This window comes from Roseateles sp. NT4 (assembly GCF_051857475.1).
Taxonomy (GTDB): domain Bacteria; phylum Pseudomonadota; class Gammaproteobacteria; order Burkholderiales; family Burkholderiaceae_C; genus Pelomonas.
On record NZ_JBPZGZ010000007.1, the window covers coordinates 35,874 to 57,465 of the forward strand.

Genomic DNA, 21,592 nt, shown 5'->3' on the forward strand with positions numbered 1-21,592 from the left:
GATCAGGAAATGGACTCGACTTGACGGCTTTGTTGATAGGCGGAGCCGAAGCGGTTGGCAAGGAAGTCGGGCAGCTTGACTTCTTCCTGGCGGATGAAGCCCTTCTGCGGCAGCTTGCCTTCGCGGAACAGGTCGACGGCGGCGCAGATGCCGGCGGCGGTCGTGATCTGGATGGCCGACAGCGGCTGGGCGCCGTCACGCGTGGCGAAGATCTTGCGGGCGAAGACTTCCTGCAGCAGCACGCCGTTCTTCTGGCCGGACACGGTCACGAAGACCAGGACGACGTCCTGCATGGTGGCGGGCATGCTCTTGCGCATGATGTCCTTCAGCAGGTTCTGGTCGCCCTTCAGGCCCAGGTCGCCCAGCAGGAACTGCATCAGGTCGCGGTGGCCGGGATAGCGCACGGTCTTGTAGTCGAGGTTGCGCACCTTTCCCGCCCAGGTCTCGCACAGGGTGCCCAGGCCGCCGGAGGTGTTGAAGGCCTCGTACTCGGTGCCGTCCAGGCTGAAATGCTCCAGGCCTTCCAGCGGCAGGGCCGAGATGGTCTCGCCCTCGTGGACGGCTTCGCAGGGGTGGCAGTACTCGTTGATGAGGCCGTCGACCGACCAGGTCAGGTTGTACTTCAGCGCATTGGTCGGGAAGGCCGGCAGGGCGCCGACGCGCATCTGCACGTCGCGCACCGAGTCGAAGCCGCTGGCCAGGTGGTGGGCCACGATGCCGATGAAACCCGGGGCCAGGCCGCACTGGGGCATGAAGGCAGTCTTGGCGCCCTGGGCCATCTTCATGATGGCCTTGGTGGCGGCCACGTCTTCGGTCAGGTCGAAGTAGTGGCAGCCGCATTCCAGCGCCAGTTCGGCGGCGGTGATGGCCAGGTGATAGGGCAGCGCATTGACGACGGCGTCCTTGCCGCGCAGCTGGGCGGCCAGGGCCGCGCGGTTGTCGCTGTCGACCTCGGCGGTGGCGATACCCTCGGCGGCCAGCACCTTCAGATAGCCCGGGTTCTTGTCCAGCACGGTCACTTGATAGTCGCCGGTGGCGTGCAGCAGGCGGGCGATGGTCTGGCCGATGTGTCCGGCGCCAAGCAGGGCGATCTTCATGAGGGTGCTCCGTCGAAGGTGGTTGTCGTTGGGCGGCACTCTAGGCAGGGGCGATGACGAAAGAAAGCACCACTCCGACGAAAGCAATTGCTGTTTCGACGATTCGTCGCGATGATTCGTCGTTATGGATGATTCAAGGGTAAACCCGCCCGCCTCAGCCGACGACCTGGACCGTCGCCTGATCCTGCTGCTGCAGGCCAATGCGCGGGAGAGCACAGCGACGCTGGCGCGCAAGCTGGGCGTGGCGCGCACCACCGTCGTCGCGCGGCTGGCGCGGCTGGAGGCCAGCGGACGCATCGTGGGCTACACGGCGCGGCTGGGCGGCGACGAAGCGGGGCGCAGCGTGCAGGCCTTTGTCGGCATCACGGTCAGCCCCAAGGCCGGACGCGAAGTCGTCAAGCGCCTATCAGAACTGCCGGAGCTGCGCCAGCTCGCCTCCGTCAGTGGTGAGTTCGACTACATGGCGCTCTTGCGCGCCGACACTACGGCCCGGCTCGACGCCCTGCTCGACGAGATCGGCGAGATCGACGGCGTGCTGCGCACCAACAGCTCGGTGGTGCTGGCGCTGCGAGTGGACAGACAGACCTGAACCGGAGACCTTCGATGACCTGGCTTGCTCTCGGCCTCGCCCTCTTCCTCGGCATCCACCTGACCCGTGCGCTGGCGCCGCGATGGCGCGAGGCGCAGATGGCCCGCCTCGGCGACAAGGGCTGGAAGGGTCTCTACACAGGCGTTTCCATCGTCGGCTTCGGCCTGATCCTGTGGGGCTTCTCTCAGGCGCGGTTGCAACCCGTCGTGCTGTGGCCGCACATCAACGGCATGAACCACGCTGCGGCCGCGCTGATGCTGATCGCCATGATCCTGATGGCGGCGGCCTATGTGCCGCGCAATCACTTCAAGGCCAAGCTGCAGCACCCGATGACGTTGTCGGTCAAGGTCTGGGCCTTCGCCCATCTGATCGCCAACAACACGCTGGCCGACGTGATGCTGTTCGGCAGCTTCCTGGTCTGGTCCATCCTCGTCTTCCGCGCCGCGCGCCGTCGCCCCGCCCCGGCCGCTGCACCGGGCACCGTCGCGGGCACGCTGGCCACCGTCGTGGCCGGATTTGCGCTGTGGGCCTTCTTCGCCTTCTGGGCGCATGCGGCCTGGCTGGGCATCGCGCCTCTTGGCCGATGAGCTGCCGGTGATCCGACCCGTCACGGCGGCCGATGAGGCCGCCTTCGTCAGGGCCGCAAAAGGCAGCCGCAAACTGCACCGGCCCTGGGTGCAGCCGCCCTGCGATGCCGACGCGTTCGCGCGCTATCTAGCCCGCTTCGACGCCTCGGCCCACCACGGCTTCATCGTCGAGGCAGACGGCGAGCTGGCCGGCGCCATCCACCTGACCAACATCATCATGGGCGCTTTTCGCAGCGGCTATCTGGGCTATTACGCCTTCGCCGGCTTCGAGGGGCGCGGGTGGATGGCGAAGGGATTGGACGCCGTGGTGAAGCACGCGTTCCGGAACCTCGGCCTGCACCGCGTCGAAGCCAACATCCAGCCGGGCAACGCGGCTTCCATCGCGCTGGTGAAGCGCTGCGGCTTCCAACTGGAAGGCTATTCGCCCAAGTATCTGAAGATCGGTGGCCGCTGGTGCGACCACGAGCGCTGGGCACGCATCAAGAGTTAGCCCGGCAGCTGTCCATCAACCTTGTCAACCCCAGCAACGCATCCAGCATCGGCGTCGCCACCCCCAACTGCTGCGCCAGCTCCCGCGGCGCTTCGAGCAGGGCATCTACCTCGAGGGCGCGACCGGCCTCGATGTCCTGCAGCATCGAAGTCTTGAAGGCCCCGAGTGAGCGCGTGATGGCGTGGCGGTCCTGGGGCGTCTGCGAGATGGGGCAGCCCATGCGTTCGCCGACCTCGGCGGCCTCCCCCATGATGGCCGTCGTGAACTCGCGCACCAGGTCATCGGCCAGGATGCGATCAGTCGTTGCGCGAGTCAGGGCCGAGACCGGGTTGGTCGTCATATTGCCCCACAGCTTGTACCAGGCGTCGCGCTGGATGCTCTCCACCGCCTTGGCCTCGAAGCCGGCATTGCCGAGCAGCGTCGCCAACGCGTCGACGGCCGCGCTCGCCCCGCCCTTGGCCTCGCCGATCAGCAGGCCCTTGCCCATCACATGGCGGATATGGCCCGGCGCCTCGGCAAAGCAGCTGGCGTGGACAACGCAGCCGATGACGCGCTCCGGCGGGATCAGCATCGCGATATAGCCCTCGGGGTCCACGCACTTCAAGCTCAGGCCCTGCACGGCCAGGCCAGCCGTGAACCACCAGGGCAGGCCGTTCAACGCCGTCAGCACCCGCGTGTCGGGTCCGCACAGCTGGGAGACCTGAGCCGCGACGGCGGCGATGGCAGGGCCCTTGACGGCCAGGATGACGAGGTCCTGGGGACCGAGCTCGGCCGCGTCGTCGCTGACGCGCAGCGGCGCCGTCCAGCAGTCTTCGCCGATATCCAGGCGCAAGCCTCGTGCGCGCACGGCGGCCAGCGTCTCACCGCGGGCCAGCGCGCTGACCTCCAGGCCCTCGACGCGCTGCAGATGCGCGGCCATCCAGCCGCCGATGGCCCCCAGGCCGACGATGCAGACCTTAAACATGGGGACCAGTCTCGCACGTGGGCTTGTGGACCAGATGACCCGCGGCCATGATCGCCCTCCTCTCAAGGAAACCGCCATGGCCACCAAGACCAAGAAGGCTGCCGCCAACACCGTCCCCACACCCAAGCTCGACGCCCGCCCCGACCGCCTGGACCTGCGCGACCTGGTCTACCGCTCGCCGCTGCGATCCCTGCCGCCGCGCTGGCCGCAGGACGCCGACCTGAAGCGCCTGCTGCCCGCCTATGTCAAGGCCGGCCGCATCCTCAACCAGGGCAACGAGGGGGCCTGCACCGGCTTCGGCCTGGCCTGCGTGACCAACTACCTCTACTGGCTGCGCCATCTCGACACGCCACGCTCGCGCATGCCCGAGATGGTCAGCCCGCGCATGTTCTACGAGCTGGCCCGGCTGTACGACGAATGGCCCGGCCAGGACTACGAAGGCTCGTCCTGCCGCGGCGCGCTGAAGGGCTGGCACAAGCACGGCGTCTGTGCCTTCGACCTCTGGCCCTACCCCATCGATAAGAAGGGCAACGGCGTCTTCGAGCGCCCCGGCGCGGGCTGGGACGAGGACGCCACGACGCGCCCCCTGGGCGTCTATTACCGCGTCGACAAGAAGAGCATCGTCGACATGCAGGCGGCCATCTACGAGATCGGCGCCATCTATGTGTCGGCCGACGTGCACGATGGCTGGACGCTGGACGCCACCGCGGCACCCACCCGCCACGACCAGTTGCCGCGCATCCAGCGCGTGGCCGAGAAGTCGGGCGCCCATGCCTTTGCGCTGGTCGGCTTCAACGAGCGCGGCTTCGTCGTGCAGAACAGCTGGGGCACGGACTGGGGCGCCAGCGGCTTCGCCATCCTGAGCTACGAGGACTGGATCACCAACGGCACCGACGCCTGGGCCGTGGCCCTGGGCGTGCCCCAGGACCTGTCGGACATCAAGCCCAGTCAACCGCCGGCCGGCAAGACCGGCAAGGGCGGCGCCAAGGCGGGGCCTGCGGCCGCGGGCGGTTTTCGCGCCATGGCCGGCCGCGGCCTGACCGACGTGGCCGGCACGCTGCGCGTCGACGACAACCCGCGCGACGACCCCTGGCCCATCAACCATGTCTTCGAGCACAAGCCCTACCAGCCGCTGCGCACCGACGAGGCCTACACCCACACCCTGGTGTCCGGCAACGACGGCCAGCTGATGTCCACCGACTTCACCCGCAACCGAGAAGACCGCGAGGGCCTGGCGCGCGAGATCGTCGTCGAGCGCCCCAGCGCCTGGTTCAAGGCCAGCAAGGACAAGACCGTCAAGCTCGCCATCTACGCGCATGGCGGACTGAACAACGAGCTCGACTCCATCCAGCGCATTCGCGTGATGGCGCCCTACTTCCTCGCCAATGGCATCTACCCGCTGTTCTTCACGTGGAAGACCGGCCCCGGCGAGACGCTGAAGGACATGCTGGAAGACCTCAAACACCGCATCGTCGACACCAGCGACCTCAGCGCAGGCTGGCTGGACCGACTGCGCGAGGCCGCCGCCGAGGCCAAGGACCGCGCCATCGAGGCCGTCGGCCGCCAGTTCGCGCGCGGCATCTGGAGCGAGATGCGCGAGAACGCCGCGGGCGGCGCCACGGCCGACCATGCGCTGGACCTCGCCGCCCGCATGCTGGTCGAGCTGCGCGACGCGCTGGCCAAGAGCGGCAAGGCGCTGGAGTTGCACCTCGTCGGCCATTCGGCCGGATCCATCCTCATCGGCCACCTGCTGGGCCGCCTCGGCGGTGCCAACCCCGTGCAGGCCGCGAGCTGCGAGCTCTACGCCGCGGCCTGCTCCAGCGCCTTTGCCGTGCAGCACTATGGCGCTGCGGCCCAGGCCGGCGTACTGTCGCTCGACAAGCTGCGCCTGCATGTGCTGACTGACAGCAACGAGCGCGCCGACGGCCTGCCCAGCGCCGAGCGCGACATCTACGGCAAGTCCCTGCTCTACCTCGTGTCGCGTGCCCTGGACGATGTCCGCAAGCAGCCCCTGCTCGGCATGGAGAGAGCCTTGTGCGCGGCCGACCCGGCCTGGAGCGACGACCAGTGGACCGGCGCGCCCAATGCCGACGTCGCCGCCTGGCTCCAGCTCTGGCCCGCGGGCGAGCTGCTGAACCTCGTCACGACGCCCAAGGTCCGCACCACCAAGAGCGGCGACCAGATCGCCGCCCGCCATGGCAGCTTCGACAACAACATCGATGTGCTGACCGGCACGCTGGAGCGCATCCGCGGCGATGTCCTGGTCGCCCCGATGGAGTGGCTGGACTACTGACGCGCTGAAGAGAAAAAGCCCCGCGCGGCCGTCGGCTGCGCGGGGCTTTCCTGATGACGCTGAGCGATCAGCGCGCGAACTGCTGGCGCGTCGCGTTCAGGCCGTCCGACAGGATCAGCTCGAACTGGCCACCCGCCGGCAGCCCGGCGGCAGACACCGCGGCCTGGCCGCCGCGCAGATCCTGCCCCAGCACCAGGCGCTGGCCGTCGGCGCCGGTCCACACGACGCTGGCGAAGTGCTGGCGAGTCGCGTTCCAGGTCACGAGAACCTGGCCGTTCTGCACACGCACGCTGGCCGGCTCGGTGGCGGATTGCACCGTGCGGCGGCCGTCGGCGTTGCTGGCGGCCTCCAGCTGCTTCAGCGCCTTGCCGGCCTTCAGCACGGTCAGGCCCTGCAGCGCGCCGTCGTTCGGGATGACGAGGCTGAAGTGCTTCACCTTGGCGGCGTGGTCCAGCTCCTGCGGCGAGAACGGGAACTCGACAGTGCGGCCATCGGCACCCTTCACGCGCAGCGTGTGGCTGCCGGTGGCCGGCACGGACACGCGGCCCACGAAGGACTTCACCGGGTTCAGCTCCACGCGGCCGTCGTCAAACACCTCGCCGCTGACCAGCAGCACCTCGCGCGGCTCGGCGTCGGCCGTGCTGGTGACCTTGGCCGCCATGACCGACTTGTCGGCTGGCGTCAGGAAGACCTGCATCTTGCGGTAGTTGTAGTCCGAGAACACGAAGCCGCCGCAGTAGCTCATGATGTCGTGGCGGTCGGTCGGGCGCGGGTCGTAGAAGCTGTTGGTGTCGGCCAGGTAGGACCACACATAGCGGCCCGGCTTGCCCAGGTTGGCGTCGGGGTAGGGGTAGTTGGGGTCGGGAGAGCCGGCGCCACCACAAGCCGCGTGCGGCAGCGAGTAGTTGTGGCCCAGCTCGTGCGCCGTCACGTCGCGCACCGAGTCGGGCGCCGACGGCATGTCGAAGCCCACGGCCGCCTTGCCCGGCACATAGCCCAGGCCGGCCAGGCCCCAGGTGCGCTTGGGGATGTAGCCGAAGTAGTAGTCGCGATCGGCCGCTCCTTCCACCGTGCGCAGGTCGGCCAGCTCGCCCAGGATCTTGCCGAAGGCATCGCTCCAGCCATCGTCGGTGCTGGGCACGCTGGTCACGCGGCCGGACGTGTAGACCGGGTGCGAGCCCAGCGTGACCTTGTTGACCGGGAACAGCGCCTGGATATGCGGCGTCTGGTCTTTCGGCAACTGGCCCGTGGTGTCGGCGATGCGCACGGCGATGGGCACGAAGCGCATGCTGAGGCCGCCACCGACGCGCGGCGTCACCGTGGTGGCGGTGCCGTTGCCCAGGCGCGCGCTCAGGCGCAGGCCGGGCTTCACCAGCTCAGCAGGGATGGCGGCGGTGTAGCTGTCGGCAAAGCTGGGCACCGCCGGCACGCTGCCGGGGATGGGCGACGGCGGCGTGGTCAGCAGCAGGTCGCGCGACGTACCGTCAACGGTGTTTTCCACCCGCACCGTGCCGGTCGGCTTGGCCGCGGCACTGTTGGTGGTGACCGCGTTGACCTTCAGCACGGCCGGCTTGCCGCTGACCAACACGAGCGCGCTGTCACTGCTGTCGAACAGCATGGACTGGGCCAGTTGCACGCCTGCGATGCTTGCCGACGGGGGCGGCGGCGGCGGGGGAGGAGGAGGCGGCGGCGGTGGGGGCGGCGGGGGAGGAGGCGGCGGTGGCGCCGGGTGGTCGATCTGCACCGACGACGCGGCGTCGTTGAAGCCGCGGCTGACCAGGTTCGGCGCGTCGGCCGTCAGCGCTAGCACCGTACCGCCGTAGTTGGCGTGCTGGTACAGGCGCACCTTCACGCCGGCCGGCACCTTGACGGACGAGATGCGGTCGTTCCAGGCATTGCCGATCCAGGCGCTGCTGGCGGGCAGGCACAGGCTCGCGCCCTGGTAGTTGATGTGCTCGTAGAAGCACACCTGGGCGGCCGCGTGTGCCTGCCCGGCCCAGCCGGCGGCGAGCAGCGCCCCCGCCAGCACGGAGCGGCGCGGGTTGAAGCGTTGTGGTTCAGACAATGGATCCCTCCTGCGCTTCAGCGAGCGCGTGTGTCGAAGATGAAGAAACGTTGCCATCGTCTGCACGCCCTGTTTCGAAGCGGTAAGCACCCAGGCGCAGCCGTAAGCAGGTGTGGCGATGTAATGCGAGGTAACCGCCGCCAGGCCGCACCAGATCGCGGCGTTGCCCCGATCCCTAGAATTTGCCTGCTTACAAATGAGGCGACCCAGGCGGCAACGGATCGCGGAAGGCGCGCCGGTTGGAGATGTCCGGATCCAGCGGGCGCCGGGCCAGATCCGCGGCGACCATGGGCCCTCACTTCAGGAGATGGCCATGGCCTCCATTCACCGCGACGTCCTCATCGACGCCCCCGCCGCCGCCCTCTGGGCCGCGCTGAGCGATGTCGGCGCCCTGCACACCCGCCTCGTCCCGGGCTTTGTCACCCATTGCGAGATGGACGGCGACGAGGCCCGCCAGATCCGCTTCGCCAATGGCGTCGAAACCCGCGAGCTCATCGTCAGCGTCGACGCCCAGGCGCGCCGCCTCGTCTGGTCGGCCGCCGGTGGCCGGCTGACCCATCACAACGCGTCGGCCCAGGTCTTGCCTGAGGGCGATTCGCGCTGCCGCGTCGTCTGGATCGCCGACCTGCTGCCCCACGCGATGGCGCCCGCCATCGCCACCATGATCGAAGCCGGCCTGCGGGCCATGAAGGCCCACGCCGAGGCCGCGCCGGCCCGCATCTGAGGGGTCCCTATTCGGGTTTTCCGACCGCGCCCGCCTGATCGCTGAGCGATTGATAGCCGTAACATCTTGATTCATTCGAAACAGATTGCGGCAGATGGCCCCGGGCCACCACCGCCGCCGACCCAGAACGACGGCCAGGGGGGCCTGAATGGAGCGGGGACTGCCGTACACCGGCATCGCTGAGGAGGAGGAGGCCGAAGTCCACTTCGGTGCCGTCGCACGCGGCATGCGCAGCGGCGTCGCTTCCGGCATCTTCGCCGTGCCGCTGTTCATCGCCGGCCTGAACCTGCGCGGCCCGTTGGATTGGAGCCTGGTCCTGTCCTGGGTCGGCGTCATGGTGGGGGTGCTGCTCGCCTACTACCCCATCGCGCCGCTGCGTCTGCGCTGGCAGGCCGCCGGGCGAATGGACCTGTGGTGGCGGCTGCTGCTGAGCTACAACTTCGTCGTCGGCTTGGCCTGGGGCTCCTGCGGCCTGCTGTTCTTCGACGCCGACCCGGTGCGCCTGCTGGTGCTGCTGGTGCTGCAGATGGGCATGATGCTCAGCGTCGCCCCAAGCATGGCGCCGCTGACGCTGGCGACCTATGCCAACCTGCTGCCCTGCGCGCTACCCCTGGTGGTGCGCGGCCTGCTCGACCCCGCGCCCATCGGCAAGGTCATGGGCCTGGCCGTGCTGCTGATGCTGGCCTTCATGATGGCCTACGCCCATGTGTTCGCGCGCACTCAACTCGAATCGGTGCGCATGCGCTTCGAGAACCGGCGCCTCAACGAGGCCCTGACCGAGCAGCGCGTGCGCGAGCGCACCGCCGTGCTGGAGGCGGCGAGCGCCCACAAGTCGGCCTTCCTGGCGACGGTCAGCCACGAGATCCGCACGCCGATGAACGCCATCATCGGCATGACCCATCTGGCCCTGAACACGGCGCGCGAGGGCCATCGCCTCGACTATCTGCGCAAGATCAAGCAGTCCTCCCAGCACCTGCTGCGCATCATCAACGACATCCTCGACTTCTCGAAGATCGAGGCCGACAAGCTGGAACTGGAAAACATCGACTTCGATCTGGCTTCGGTGCTGGACGACTTCGCCACCGTCGTCTCCGAGAAGGCGACCACCAAGGGCCTGGAGCTGATCTTCGACGTCGCCCGCGGCGTGCCCAACCACCTGGTGGGCGACCCGGTGCGCCTGGGCCAGATCCTCATCAACTACGGCAGCAATGCCGTCAAGTTCACGGCCCAGGGCGAGGTCGTCGTGCGGGTGCGCAAGATCGACAGCGCAGACGACGGCGTCAAGCTGCGCTTCGAGGTCAGCGACACCGGCATCGGCCTGAACGAATCCCAGATCGCCCTGCTGTTCCAGAGCTTCCAGCAGGCCGACTCCTCCACCAGCCGCCAGTTCGGCGGCACCGGGCTGGGCCTGGCCATCGCCAAGCGCCTGGCGGGCCTGATGGACGGCGAGGTCGGCGTGCACAGCGCCGTCGGTGTGGGGTCGACGTTCTGGTTCACCGCGCGCCTGGGCCTGGGCCGTGAAGTCGCGCCCACCACCCACCCCCGCGACCTGCGCGGCCGGCGCGTGCTCGTCGTGGACGACAACGAAAGCGCCCGCACCGTCCTCGTCGGTGCGCTGGAGGGCTTCAGCATCCGCGCCGAGTCGCGCGGTGACGGCGCCGGCGCCGTCGAGGCGGTGGCCCTGGCCGACGCGGCCGGCGACCCCTTCGATGCGCTGCTGATCGACTGGCATATGCCGGGCATGGACGGCATCGAGACCAGCCGCCGCCTGCATGGGCTGCCACTGCTGTCGTCACCGCGCCAGCTGCTGATCACGGCCTTCGACCGCGACGAAGCGCTGCGCCTGGCCGCACCCGGACAGTTCGACGATGTGCTCGTCAAGCCCATCAACCCGTCGACGCTGCTGGACCGGTTGATGCACGTGCTGGTCGATGGCCTGCCGGCAGCCGAACCTGACGACGCCAGCGACAGCCCCTCGGCGGCCTTGCTGGCGCTGCGCAAGCTGCGCGGCACACGCGTGCTGGTCGTCGACGACAACGCCATCAACCGCCAGATCGTCGGCGAGCTGCTGCGCGACGCCGGCCTGATCGTCGACGAGAGCGTCGATGGCGAACAGGCCCTGCAGGCCCTGCGCGACCAGCCCTACGACGTCGTGCTGATGGACATGCACATGCCCGTGATGGACGGCCCCGCCGCGGCACGCGCCATCCGTGCCCGGCCCGAACTGGCCGAGCTGCCCGTCATCGCGATGACGGCCAATGTCATGCAGGCCGACCGCAAGCTCTGCCTGGACGCGGGCATGAACGCCTTCCTCAACAAGCCCATCGAGCCCGACCGCCTCTACGAACTCGTGACGACCTGGGTGCGGCCAGCCCACGTCGTCGCGCCGCGCCTGCAGGCCGCTGCAGCCGGCACTGAAGACGCCGCGGCCCTGCAGGCTGCCCTCGAAGCGCTGCGCCAGGCCCCGGGCCTGGACGTGGCCACCGGCCTGCGCCGCAGCGGCTACAAGCCCGCCCTCTATGTCTCGGTGCTGCAGCAGTTCCTGGCCAGCCAGGGCAGCTTTGCCGAGCAGCTCGAGGCGTCGCTGAAGGAGGGCCGCGCGACAGATGCGCTGCGCCTGGCACACACGCTAAAGGGCACGGCCGGCAACCTCGGCGCGGTGGCGCTGCAGGCCGCCGCCGAGCGGCTCGAGCAGGGCCTGCAGCAGGGCTCGGCCGAGCAGACGCCGGCCCTCGTGCTGGAGACCACCGCCTGCCTGGACGCCCTGCTCGCCAATCTGCGCCGCAGCCTGCCCACCGCCGCGGCAGGGCCGGCTGCCGCCTGCGACGTGGCCGAGTGGCGCGAAGTGGGCCTGGCACTCCGGCAGCAATTGAGCGAAGGCTTCCCCGAAGTCCGCGGCGCCACGGCCCGGCACGCGGCCCTGCTGCAGGCGGCGATGGGCGCCGACTACAAGCCCTTCACCGAAGCCGTGCGGGTGTTCGACTACGACGGCGCCCTGGAGGTGCTCGAGCGATGCCTGCAGCAACACGACATCCAAGCCTGAAGCGGAAAGCCCCATGAGCGACACCCCCCACCTGGCCCCGCCGGTCGTCCTGGTCGTCGACGACACGCCGGAGAACCTGGACCTGATGGTCGGCCTGCTGAGCGACAGCTACCGGGTCATCGTCGCCAACTCGGGCGAGCGCGCCCTGCGGCTGGCCAAGGGCGAGCACCGGCCCGACCTCATCCTGCTGGACATCACCATGCCCGGCATGGACGGCTATGAGGTCTGCCGCGGCCTGAAGGCTGAGGCACGCACACGCGACATCCCCATCATCTTCCTGACGGCCAAGGCCGAGATCGCCGACGAGACCTTCGGCCTGGCACTGGGCGCCGTCGACTACATCACCAAGCCCATCAGCCCGCCCATCGTGATGGCGCGCATCCGCACCCATCTGATGCTGAAGTCCGCCGCCGACTTCCTGCGCGACCGCAGCGACTACCTGGCGACCGAGGTGGCGCGGCGCACGCGCGAGATCGAGGCCCTGCAGGACGTCACCGTGCTGGCCATGGCGTCGCTCGGCGAGACGCGCGACAACGAGACCGGCAACCACCTGCGCCGCACCCAGCACTATGTGCGCTGCCTGGCCGAACAGCTGCAGGAGCACCCGCGCTTCGCGGCGCTGCTGACGCCGCAGAACATCGAGCTGCTCTACAAGTCGGCGCCCATGCACGACATCGGCAAGGTCGGCATCCCGGACCGCATCCTGCTCAAGCCCGGCAAGCTGGACGCCGACGAGTTCGAGATCATGAAGACGCACACGACGCTGGGCCATGAGGCCATCCATCGCGCCGAGGTCTCGCTGGGCCGGGACATGCCCTTCCTGCGCTTCTCCAAGGAGATCGCGCTGTCGCACCAGGAGAAATGGGACGGCTCCGGCTATCCCCAGGGCCTGGCCGGCGACGCCATCCCGCTGTCGGCGCGGCTGATGGCGCTGGCCGATGTCTACGACGCCCTCATCAGCAAGCGCGTCTACAAGCCGGCCTTCAGCCACTCGCAGGCGCGCGACATCCTGCTGGGCGGGCGGGCCAGCCATTTCGACCCCGACGTCGTCGACGCCTTCGTCGCCTGCGAGGTCGAATTCAAGGGCATTGCCGAGCGCTATGCCGACCCGGAGTGATGCAAAAGAAAATGGCCGCGGCCCCACTCTGCCCCACATCATGAAATACCTGCACACCATGGTCCGCGTCGAGAACGTCGATGCGTCAATGCGCTTCTACTGCGACGCCCTCGGCCTGCGCGAGGTCAAGCGCTTCGACAGCGAGGCCGGCCGCTTCACCCTGATCTACCTGGCTGCGCCCGGCGACGACGACGCCCAGGTCGAGCTGACCTACAACTGGCCCGATGCCGATGGCAAGGCCGAGGCCTACACCGGCGGCCGCAACTTCGGCCACCTGGCCTATGCGGTCGACGACATCTATGCCGCCTGCCAGCAGCTGGCCGACCATGGCGTGACCATCAACCGCCCGCCGCGCGATGGCCGCATGGCCTTCGTGCGCTCGCCCGACGGCATCTCCGTCGAGCTGCTGCAGCACGGCCCTTCGCTGGCACCGGCCGAGCCCTGGGCCTCCATGCCCAACACCGGCAGCTGGTAGCCCCCACGGGCGCCATGCAGGCCGAAGCGGGCGACACCGAAGCGCTGGCCGGCCACCGGCTTGGCGCCTGGGTGCTGTGGCGCCGCATCGGCAGCGGCGGCCTGGGCGAAGTCTGGGAGGCCGAACGCGACGACGGCCTCTACCAGGCCAGTGCCGCCATCAAGCTGCTGCACGGCAACAGCGCCACGCCCGCCGTCGCGCGCCGCTTCATGCGCGAGCGCGCGGCCCTGGGCCTGCTGACCCACACCGGCATCGCCGCCCTGCTCGACGCCGGCATCCAGCACCCGCATGCCTATCTCGTCCTCGAGCTGGTCGACGGCCTGCCGCTGGCCGCGCATGCACGCGCCCATTGCCCGACCGTGGCGGACCGCGTGGCCCTGCTGCTGCGCGTGGCCGAGGCGGTGGAATACGCCCATGCCCGCCTCGTCGTGCACCGCGACCTCAAGCCCGCCAATGTGCGGGTCACGCCGGCGGGCGTGCCCAAGCTGCTGGACTTCGGCCAGGCGGCCTCGCCGGGCCAGGACTTCGGTGACGCGCGGGGTGGCCTGACGCCGGCCTATGCCGCGCCCGAGCTCATCGAGGACGATGCCACCGGCACCGCCGTCGACGTCTTCGCCCTCGGCGTCATGCTCGTCGAGCTACTGACCGGCCGCCTGCCTTTTGGCGCCAGCGACGACAGCCGGGCGACCATGGAACATGCCGTGCTGCACCTCCCGCCGCGCCGCTTCTCCGCCCTGCTGGCGGCGCCTGAAGATGAAGCCGGGCCCGGCCGCCCGCGCGACGCCCAACGCGCCCGCGGCGACCTGGAGGCCATCGCCAACAAGGCCCTGAGCAAGGCGCCGGCCGAGCGCTATATCGGCGTGCACGCCTTCATCGAGGACCTGCGGCGCTGGCAGCAGCAGCGCCCCGTGCTGGCCCGGCGCGGCCGCGGCTGGCGCCACCGCAGCCTGTTGCTGCTGCGCCGCCACACGCTGATGGCCGGCCTCGGCGTCGGCCTGCTGGCCAGCCTGACGGCCGGCATTGCCGCCAGCACCTGGCAATGGCGGGAAGCCGAAGCGGCGCGGCGACGCAGCGACAGCGTCACGCAGTTCGTCACCCAGCTGCTCGCCCAGGGCAACCGGCCGCACGAAGACCACATCCCGTCGGTGCTGGAGCTGCTGGACGACAGCCGCGACCAGCTCGACCGCTTCGCCGTCGACCCGGCCACGCGCCAGCAGTTGCTGGAGGTGCTGTCGCGCACCTATATGGCCCTGAACCGCTTCGACCATGCCCTGCCGCTCGGCGAGCAATGGCTGGCCCTGGCCCGCCATCGGCATGGCGAGAACGAGGCCGCCGTGCTGCAGGCACGCCTCAGCCTGGGCCAGGTGCACCAGATCATGGGCAACCACGACGAGGCCATCGCGCTGCTGGAGCCCATCGCCGCACCGCTGGCCCGCCGCTTCGGCCCCGACAGCGAGGAAGTGCGCCAGCAGCAGTTCGTGCTGGCGGCCGACTACATGCATGTGCGCCGCCTCGACGACGCCGAGCGCGCGCTGGAACGCGTGCGCGTGCTGACCGAGCGGCTGCACCCCGGCGACGACTACGAGCGCGCCGACTATCTGCAGAACCTCAGCGTGCTGCGCCAGCGCCAGGGCCGCCTGGCCGAATCGCTGGACATCGTGCGCCAGACCCGGCCGATGTGGGCCAGCACCGACCCGCGCCTGACCCTGCCGCTGCTGGTGCTGCGCCACAGCGAGATCGCCGGCATGACGCAGAACGCGCAGTTCGATGGCATCGACGCGCTCGCCGCCGCGCTGCTCGCCGACGTGCGCCGCAAGCTCGGCCCCGGCAACGATCTCAGCCTGCAGGTCCTCAGCGGCTGGGCCGATGCCCAGCAGCTGCAGGGCCGGCATGCCGACGAGGTGCGCACCCGCCAGGCCCTGCTGGACGGCGCCCGCGCCGACGGCCTGACGCCGGACTCGCTGCTGGACTACCGCTCCGACCTGCTGCTCGCCCAGGCCCGACTCGGCCAGCCCGACCTGGCCGCCATGCGCGCCCTGGTGGCGCAAGCCGGCGCCCTCGATGGTGGCGGTCTGCGCGCCCGCTGCCTGCTGGCGGTGGCCAATGCCGCCCTGGCCGCGGGCCAGAACGAACTGGCCGCCGAAGCCATACAGCGCGTTCGCGCCAAACCCCTGCCCGCGTCGCTGGCCCAGCCCGGCAGCCGTCTCGCCAAGGCCGAGGGCCGGCTGGCGCGGGTGCAGGGCGACCTGGGCCGCAGCGCCGAACTGCTGGCCCAGGTGCGCGGCGTCGGCCTCGTCTACAGCTGGGGTTCACGCCTGGACCTGGCCCTGACTGCCGTGCTGCAGGCTTCGCCCGAGGCGCCGGCCTTGCTGGCCCAGGCCCATCGGGCCCGGCCGCCCGGTCTGCCCGAAGGCCAGCCGCTGGACTTGGTCAACCGCTGGCTGGACGCCCGCCAGGCCGCGGGCCGCGACGACGACCCCGCCGTACGCGCCGCCTGGGCACCGCTGGCCGCCGCACGCGGGCCCGGCGCCGCGGCGCCGACGCTGGGCAATCTGGGCGGACTGCTGCCCTAGCCCAGGGCCAGGGTGTCGGCCCAGATGTTCTCGGCCCAACCCAGCGCGATCGCCCCCTCGGCCGCGCTCGCGGCGGCCGACACGCCGCCGGCTCCCGGCACCGCCTTCATGGTCTTCTCGGCCGCGTCGTACTGGTGGACGGAAGCCACATGCATGGCCTCGGTCGGTGTGACGAAGCTGTAGCAGGTGTTCATCACCACCGGCGCCGGGTTCACGGCCTCGCCCTTCAGCAGTTGCAGCACGGCCGCCGCCGCCAGCTTGGCCTGCTGGTTGGCCAGGTGGCCGGACTTGGGCATGCCCGAGGGCGACAGGATGGCGTCGCCCACGACATGCACGCCCGGCGCTGCCTGGGCCTGCAGGCTCAGCCAGTCGACACCCACCCAGCGGCGATTCACATTGGCGAAGTCGCGCGCCAGGTCGCCGGCCCGCTGCGGCGGAATCAGGTTGAGCACATCGGCCTTGACGTCCTCGAACTCGAAGCGCGCCGTGCCGTCGGCCAGCACCTCCCTCAGCTCGGCATTCGGCCGGTACTCCAGCACGCCGGCGTGATGTTGGGCAAAGGCGCGCTCGAACAGCGCCTTCTTGCTCTGCACCTCCGGGTTGGCGTCCAGCACCAGCAGCTTGGCGCGCGGCTTGGCGCGCCGCAGATACGAGGCGATCAGGCAGGCCCGCTCATACGGCCCGGGCGGGCAGCGGTAGGGTGCCTTGGGAATGCTCATCAGCACGACGCCGCCCTCGGGCAGGGCCTCGAGCTGGCGGCGCAACGCCAGCGTCTGGGCGCCGGCCTTCCAGGCGTGCACGGCGCGGCCGCTGTCCAAAGCGGCAGCCAGGCCGGGGATGCCATCGAGCATGAAGTCGATGCCAGGCGCGAGCACGAGGCGGTCCCAGACCAGCGCACTGCCATCGGCCAGGCGCAGCTTCTTGCCGGCCACGTCGATGTCGACCACCTCGCCGCGCACCCGCCGGATGCCCTGGGCCTCCAGGCCCGCATAGCCACGGCTGATGCTGAGAGGCTCACGCGCGCCGGCGATGACGAGGTTGGACATCGGGCAGGAGATGAAGCCCTCGTTGCGTTCGACCAGGGTCACCTCGACCGCCGCACCGCCCCAGAGCTTCAGATAGCGGGCCGCCGTCGCGCCACCGAAGCCGCCGCCCACGACGACGACGCGGCCGAGAACCGGTGCGGAAGTTGTCGCGCAGCCGGCCAAGGCCAGGCCGCTCGCCGCGATCAGTTGGCGCCGCGCGATCACGGCTTGGCCTGCGCGGCGAAGTAGGTGGCCACGAGGCGCAGCTGCTCCTCGGTATAGCCTTTGGCGATCTGCGGCATCACCGTGCCGGGCTGGCGGCCGCTGCGGAAGTCGGCCAGCAGCTCCAGCATCGTCTCGGCCTTCATGCCGGCCAGCGGCGGCATGGCCTGGCCGCGCGGGCGGCCGTTGGTGCCATGGCAGTTCGCACAGGTGGCCGCGAGGCTGCGGCCGATCTGCATATCCTGCGCTCGCACGGGTGCGCAAAAAAACACAGCCACAGAGACACAGAGGCACAGAGACAGAGCGGCAATTCCTCTGTGTCTCCGTGCCTCTGTGGCTGTGTTCATATGTGCTTCAGAGTTTGTGGCTGCGGTCGCCGCGTTCAAATCCCAGTGCGTCAAAAGGCGCACTCAGCGGCGCAAAGCCGATCACCTTGAACAGCTCGCCCATCTCATGCTCGGCCAGCAGGCGGTGGGCCATCGCGCGCTCGCCCAGGCTCGTGCCGGCCAGCAGATCGGCGATACCGCAGTTGAGCAGGAAATTGGCCTGGCTGGTGTAGCCCAGCACGACGAGGCCGGCGTCCTGGCCGGCCAGGGCCGTGCCGGTGAAGTTGACGTGGGCCGTGATGTCCTTGTCGCCCACGGCCACCAGCGGATCGGCATCGGCCAGATGGCCCTGGTGGCACATCAGCGTGCCGCCGCGGCGTTGCGGGTGGTAGTACTCGGCCTCGGGGAAGCCGTAGTCGATGAAGAAGGCCGCACCGCGCTTCAGTGTGCGGGCCAGCGTCGCGACGAAGGCCTCACCCTGGGGGTGGATCTCGGTGACGGTGCCGGGCACGAAGCCCCCATGCTCCGAACTCAGCAGCGGCGGCCGCAGCATGCTGTCGCGGTCCGCGAAGGCAAAGCTCTCGCCCACCGTGACCACGCCACGCTCGCGCCAGACCTGGCCGTCGAAGGCGATGAGCTGCACCGGCATGGCGTCCAGCACCTCGTTGCCGATGACGATGGCGTCCAGCTCATCGGGCAGGGCGTCCAGCCAGTCGACGCGGTCGCCACAATGTGCAAGGCGTTCGCGCTGGCGCTCGCGCAGCTCGGCCGACAGGTCGACGATGCGGTAGCGCGCCAGGCCGGCATCCAGCGCATCCAGCTCGGCGATCAGCTGCGCCGCCAGCGCGCCCGAACCGGCGCCGAACTCGACGACGTCGCGGCAGCCGGTCACCATCATGGCCTGGGCCAGCTGGCGGGCCAGGGCGCGGCCGAACAGCGGCGACATCTCGGGTGCGGTGACGAAGTCCGAGCCTTCGCTGGGCATCTGGCCGAACTTGCGCCGGCCACCAGCGTAATAGCCCAGGCCGGGCTCATAGAGGGCCATGGCCATGAAGCGGTCGAAGGGCAACCAGCCACCCGCCGCCGCGATCTCGGCATGGATGCGCGTGACGAGGCTCATCGGGCTTTGACCCAGGCTTCGAATTCGGGCACCGGCATGGGCGCGCCGACCAGCTCGCCCTGGAACTGCTGGCAGCCCCAGCCGGCCAGCAGCTGCCATTGCGCGGCGCTGCGCACGCCTTCGGCCGTCACCGTCAAGCCCAGGCCGACGGCCATCTGCACGATGGCGCGCGTGATGGCCTGGGCGCCGACATCGTCGGGCAGGCGGGCAACGAAGCCCTGGTCGATCTTGAGCTTGTCCAGCGGCAGCTCGGTCAGGTGGGCCAGCGAGGTGTAGCCGGTGCCGAAGTCGTCGACCGAGACGGTCAGGCCGAGGGCGCGCAACTGGGCCAGCGTGTCCGGCGCATGCTCGATGTCGTCGATCAGCATGCGTTCGGTCAGCTCCAGCTCCAGCCACTGGCCTTCGGCGCCGGATTCCTGCAGCACCTGCTTGACGGTGTCGGCAAAGCCATCGAGATGGAACTGCATGCGCGACAGGTTGACGGCGATGCGCATGCCCCCGTGGCCCTGGGTCAGCCCGTTCTCGCGCCAGCGCCGCGCCGTGGCGGCGGCCTCGCGCAGCACCCATTCGCCGAGGTTGAGCATCAGGCGGTGGCGCTCGGCGACAAAGATGAAGGCATCCGGCGCCAGCAGGCCGCGCTTCGGATGACGCCAGCGCAGCAGCGCCTCGGCCCCCGACAGCTGGCCCGTCGCGGCCTCGACCTGGGGCTGGAAGAACAGCTCGAACTCGTTGCGCGTCAGGCCCTGGGCCAGTTCGTCCTCGAGCACCAGGTCGGCATAGGCCGTCTCGGCCAGGGCCGCATTGAAGAACTGGAAGTTCGCACGGCCACGGGCCTTGGCCAGGTACATGGCGGTGTCGGCGTGCTGGATGAGCTCGTCGGCCTGCTGGCCGTCGTCGGGATAGACCGCGACGCCGATGGAGGGCGTGACCGACAGCGCGCGGCCGTCAGCCTTGACGGGCACCTCGACGACCGACAGCAGGGCCTCCAGCACGACGACGATGTCCTCGCGGCTCTCGAGGTCACTCAACAGCACGACGAACTCGTCGCCACCGAAGCGGCCGACCAGGTCGCTGCCACGCAGCGCGCCGACGATGCGTTCGGACACCGTCGTCAGCACCTGGTCGCCCTCGAGATGGCCCAGCGAGTCGTTGACGCGCTTGAAGTTGTCCAGGTCGATGAAGAGCAGGGCCAGCATCTCGCCCTTGCGCTCGGCGCGGCGCATCATCAAGGCCATGCGGTCCATGAAGGCGGCGCGGTTCAGCAGGCCGGTCAGCACATCATGGTGGGCCAGGTGCTGGATGCGGGCCTCATTGGCGAGGCGGTCGCTGATGTCGCGCACGACGGCCATGCGCAGCTTCTCGCCGTCACGCTCCATGGTGCGCATGATGAGCTCGACGGGGATGCGCGAACCGTTGCGGTGGATGATGACGGTCTCATAGCGCAGCTCCTCGCTGCGCAGCATGACCTCGCGCACCTTGGCCAGCTCATCGGGGTCGACATAGGTCAGCACATGCTGGCCGATCAATGCCTCCGCCGGCCAGCCCGTCATCGCGCACAGCGGCTGGTTCACGTCGGTCATGATGCCGTCGCGGTGGAAGAGGATGCCCTCCACGGTGGCCTGCATGAATTTGGCCAGGCGCGCCTCGGACTCGCGCAGCCGGTGCTCGGCCACGCGGTGGCGGGTGATGTCGTAGACCAGCACCCAGCTGCCCAGCAGCGTACCCTGGCTGTCGAACTGCGGGATCAGGTGGATCTCGAGGTAGGAGATCTGGCCGTCGGGCTGGGGCAGTTCGCGCTCGTAGATGACGGGCTTGAGGTCGCGCACCAGCTGGTCGACCGACACGCGCACCTGGGCATAGGCCTCGGGGCCGACGATCTCGCTGAAGTGCATGCCGACGATGGAGTCCTGCGTCAGCTTGAAGGCCTCGGCATAGCCTCGGTTGGCAAACAGGCAGCGGTGGTCGTCGGCGGCATACAGCGCGATCCAGGCCGGCACATGGTCGGCCAGCATGCGAAAGCGGGCCGCATCAAGGGCCTGGCGCTCGAGGTCCAGCTCCCTCGGAGAACTCATGACTTCTCCATCGTGCGCATGGCCAGGCGCAGGTCGTCCCAGGCGCCGGCCTTGTCCGCCGGCGTGCGCAGCAGATAGGCGGGGTGGTAGGTGACCACCACGGGCAGGCCGCGCCAGCGGTGCACGCGGCCACGCAGCTTGCCCAGCGGCTCGGGCGAGCCCGTCAGCCGACGTGCGGCCTGCAGGCCCATGGCCAGCACCAGGCGTGGCCTCAGCAGCTCGGCCTGGCGGGCCAGCACGGCCTCACCCGCATCGAGTTCGCGCGGCTGAGGGGCCCGGCCGCGCGGCGCCCGGCCGGGCACGACCGAAGCGATAAAGGCATTGGCGTCCTCGCCCTCCAAACTCATGCCGGCAGCCTTCAGCATGCGGTCCAGCAGACGGCCGGCGTTGCCGCTGAGCAGCAGGGCGGCCGTCTCGTCGGCCTCCTCCGGCGGGTCCGTGACAACCAGCCAGTCGGCTCGCTGCTCGGCGCCACGGCCGCAAAGATGGACGCGGTGCTCGCAGCCGCCGCAGGCCTGGCCGGCCAGCACCGCCTCGCGCAGGGCCCGCAAGTCCAGGCCGGCCAGGCTGGACGGCTGGGCGGTCGGCGCGGGAGCCGTCGGTGTCGTGGGCGGGGCCACGCGCATGACGACCGGCGGCGGCGCTGCGACGGCAATGGGCTCGGGTTCCAGCTCAGCCTCGATGACGGCTTCAGCGGCATGGCTGATGGCCGGCAACCGATAGCCCATCTCGGCGAGCATGGCCCGCTGGCGCTCATCCCAGGTCATGCCTGCCTCTCGTCCGGCGAGTACGCCGGCCGATCTCCCGAGG

At 69.8% G+C, this 21,592-nt stretch carries 17 protein-coding genes; 9 read left to right on the forward strand and 8 right to left on the reverse strand.

Features of this window, described 5'->3' with window-relative positions:
- Nucleotides 1-2 precede the first annotated feature (2 nt).
- Nucleotides 3-1,097, reverse strand: a complete 1,095-nt coding sequence (locus ACS5PN_RS28855) for a saccharopine dehydrogenase NADP-binding domain-containing protein (protein WP_439467462.1) — start codon at nt 1,095-1,097, stop codon at nt 3-5.
- A 124-nt stretch (nt 1,098-1,221) separates the two neighbouring features.
- On the opposite strand from ACS5PN_RS28855, the gene ACS5PN_RS28860 reads away from it, so the two are divergent.
- From ACS5PN_RS28860 to ACS5PN_RS28870, 3 genes are read left to right on the forward strand one after another with little or no spacing between them, the layout of a single operon-like run.
- Complete coding sequence (locus ACS5PN_RS28860; protein WP_439467463.1) at nt 1,222-1,686, forward strand: Lrp/AsnC family transcriptional regulator; 465 nt, start codon at nt 1,222-1,224, stop codon at nt 1,684-1,686.
- A 14-nt stretch (nt 1,687-1,700) separates the two neighbouring features.
- Entirely contained in the window at nt 1,701-2,273 is a 573-nt protein-coding gene (locus ACS5PN_RS28865) for an NnrU family protein (protein ID WP_439467464.1), read from the forward strand.
- Between the two features lie 7 nt (nt 2,274-2,280).
- Nucleotides 2,281-2,763, forward strand: a complete 483-nt coding sequence (locus ACS5PN_RS28870) for a GNAT family N-acetyltransferase (protein WP_439467465.1) — start codon at nt 2,281-2,283, stop codon at nt 2,761-2,763.
- Here the strand turns inward: ACS5PN_RS28870 and ACS5PN_RS28875 are convergent.
- Nucleotides 2,753-3,727 (reverse strand): 2-dehydropantoate 2-reductase, encoded by a 975-nt coding sequence (locus ACS5PN_RS28875; protein WP_439467466.1) that lies wholly within the window; start codon nt 3,725-3,727, stop codon nt 2,753-2,755. The genes ACS5PN_RS28870 and ACS5PN_RS28875 overlap by 11 nt on opposite strands.
- 76 nt (nt 3,728-3,803) lie before the next feature.
- Here ACS5PN_RS28875 and ACS5PN_RS28880 point away from each other — a divergent pair, with 76 nt between their 5' ends.
- Nucleotides 3,804-6,020: a C1 family peptidase gene (locus tag ACS5PN_RS28880; protein ID WP_439467467.1), complete on the forward strand. Its 2,217-nt coding sequence runs from the start codon at nt 3,804-3,806 to the stop codon at nt 6,018-6,020.
- A gap of 67 nt (nt 6,021-6,087) precedes the next feature.
- Here the strand turns inward: ACS5PN_RS28880 and ACS5PN_RS28885 are convergent, their stop codons facing one another.
- Nucleotides 6,088-8,085 carry a peptidase inhibitor family I36 protein gene (locus ACS5PN_RS28885; RefSeq protein WP_439467468.1) on the reverse strand — a complete coding sequence of 666 codons (1,998 nt, stop codon included), beginning with the start codon at nt 8,083-8,085 and terminating at the stop codon, nt 6,088-6,090.
- 313 nt (nt 8,086-8,398) lie between these two features.
- Between ACS5PN_RS28885 and ACS5PN_RS28890 the strand changes: the two genes are divergently transcribed.
- The 5 genes from ACS5PN_RS28890 to ACS5PN_RS28910 all read left to right on the forward strand — a co-directional run bounded on the left by ACS5PN_RS28890 (nt 8,399) and on the right by ACS5PN_RS28910 (nt 16,017).
- Nucleotides 8,399-8,809, forward strand: a complete 411-nt coding sequence (locus ACS5PN_RS28890) for an SRPBCC family protein (RefSeq protein ID WP_439467469.1) — start codon at nt 8,399-8,401, stop codon at nt 8,807-8,809.
- Between the two features lie 148 nt (nt 8,810-8,957).
- On the forward strand, nt 8,958-11,852 hold the full coding sequence (locus tag ACS5PN_RS28895; RefSeq protein WP_439467470.1) for a response regulator: 2,895 nt from the start codon (nt 8,958-8,960) through the stop codon (nt 11,850-11,852).
- Between the two features lie 13 nt (nt 11,853-11,865).
- Complete coding sequence (locus ACS5PN_RS28900; protein WP_439467471.1) at nt 11,866-12,969, forward strand: response regulator; 1,104 nt, start codon at nt 11,866-11,868, stop codon at nt 12,967-12,969.
- Nucleotides 12,970-13,009: 40 nt separating this feature from the next.
- A complete protein-coding gene (locus tag ACS5PN_RS28905; protein ID WP_439467472.1) occupies nt 13,010-13,444 on the forward strand; it encodes a VOC family protein in 435 nt (144 codons plus the stop codon).
- 14 nt (nt 13,445-13,458) lie between these two features.
- Nucleotides 13,459-16,017 (forward strand): serine/threonine-protein kinase, encoded by a 2,559-nt coding sequence (locus ACS5PN_RS28910; protein WP_439467473.1) that lies wholly within the window; start codon nt 13,459-13,461, stop codon nt 16,015-16,017.
- Here the strand turns inward: ACS5PN_RS28910 and ACS5PN_RS28915 are convergent.
- From ACS5PN_RS28915 to ACS5PN_RS28935, 5 genes are all read right to left on the reverse strand, one after another.
- Nucleotides 16,014-17,267 (reverse strand): FCSD flavin-binding domain-containing protein, encoded by a 1,254-nt coding sequence (locus ACS5PN_RS28915; RefSeq protein ID WP_439467474.1) that lies wholly within the window; start codon nt 17,265-17,267, stop codon nt 16,014-16,016. The two genes, ACS5PN_RS28910 and ACS5PN_RS28915, sit on opposite strands and share 4 nt — an antisense overlap.
- Nucleotides 17,264-17,503: a c-type cytochrome gene (locus ACS5PN_RS28920; protein WP_439467475.1), complete on the reverse strand. Its 240-nt coding sequence runs from the start codon at nt 17,501-17,503 to the stop codon at nt 17,264-17,266. Before ACS5PN_RS28920 ends, ACS5PN_RS28915 begins: the two co-directional genes overlap by 4 nt.
- A gap of 115 nt (nt 17,504-17,618) precedes the next feature.
- Nucleotides 17,619-18,710, reverse strand: a complete 1,092-nt coding sequence (locus ACS5PN_RS28925) for a class I SAM-dependent methyltransferase (protein WP_439467476.1) — start codon at nt 18,708-18,710, stop codon at nt 17,619-17,621.
- Entirely contained in the window at nt 18,707-20,782 is a 2,076-nt protein-coding gene (locus ACS5PN_RS28930) for a putative bifunctional diguanylate cyclase/phosphodiesterase (RefSeq protein ID WP_439467477.1), read from the reverse strand. Before ACS5PN_RS28930 ends, ACS5PN_RS28925 begins: the two co-directional genes overlap by 4 nt.
- Nucleotides 20,779-21,549 (reverse strand): uracil-DNA glycosylase, encoded by a 771-nt coding sequence (locus tag ACS5PN_RS28935; protein ID WP_439467478.1) that lies wholly within the window; start codon nt 21,547-21,549, stop codon nt 20,779-20,781. Before ACS5PN_RS28935 ends, ACS5PN_RS28930 begins: the two co-directional genes overlap by 4 nt.
- Nucleotides 21,550-21,592 lie beyond the last annotated feature (43 nt).

Coding starts and splice junctions, on each gene's coding strand:
- ACS5PN_RS28855 (WP_439467462.1), bottom strand. CDS start 1,097: ATGAAGATCGCCCTGCTTGGCGCCGGACACATCGGCCAGACCATCGCC.
- ACS5PN_RS28860 (WP_439467463.1), top strand. CDS start 1,222: ATGGATGATTCAAGGGTAAACCCGCCCGCCTCAGCCGACGACCTGGAC.
- ACS5PN_RS28865 (WP_439467464.1), top strand. CDS start 1,701: ATGACCTGGCTTGCTCTCGGCCTCGCCCTCTTCCTCGGCATCCACCTG.
- ACS5PN_RS28875 (WP_439467466.1), bottom strand. CDS start 3,727: ATGTTTAAGGTCTGCATCGTCGGCCTGGGGGCCATCGGCGGCTGGATG.
- ACS5PN_RS28880 (WP_439467467.1), top strand. CDS start 3,804: ATGGCCACCAAGACCAAGAAGGCTGCCGCCAACACCGTCCCCACACCC.
- ACS5PN_RS28890 (WP_439467469.1), top strand. CDS start 8,399: ATGGCCTCCATTCACCGCGACGTCCTCATCGACGCCCCCGCCGCCGCC.
- ACS5PN_RS28895 (WP_439467470.1), top strand. CDS start 8,958: ATGGAGCGGGGACTGCCGTACACCGGCATCGCTGAGGAGGAGGAGGCC.
- ACS5PN_RS28900 (WP_439467471.1), top strand. CDS start 11,866: ATGAGCGACACCCCCCACCTGGCCCCGCCGGTCGTCCTGGTCGTCGAC.
- ACS5PN_RS28905 (WP_439467472.1), top strand. CDS start 13,010: ATGAAATACCTGCACACCATGGTCCGCGTCGAGAACGTCGATGCGTCA.
- ACS5PN_RS28910 (WP_439467473.1), top strand. CDS start 13,459: ATGCAGGCCGAAGCGGGCGACACCGAAGCGCTGGCCGGCCACCGGCTT.
- ACS5PN_RS28920 (WP_439467475.1), bottom strand. CDS start 17,503: ATGCAGATCGGCCGCAGCCTCGCGGCCACCTGTGCGAACTGCCATGGC.
- ACS5PN_RS28925 (WP_439467476.1), bottom strand. CDS start 18,710: ATGAGCCTCGTCACGCGCATCCATGCCGAGATCGCGGCGGCGGGTGGC.
- ACS5PN_RS28930 (WP_439467477.1), bottom strand. CDS start 20,782: ATGAGTTCTCCGAGGGAGCTGGACCTCGAGCGCCAGGCCCTTGATGCG.
- ACS5PN_RS28935 (WP_439467478.1), bottom strand. CDS start 21,549: ATGACCTGGGATGAGCGCCAGCGGGCCATGCTCGCCGAGATGGGCTAT.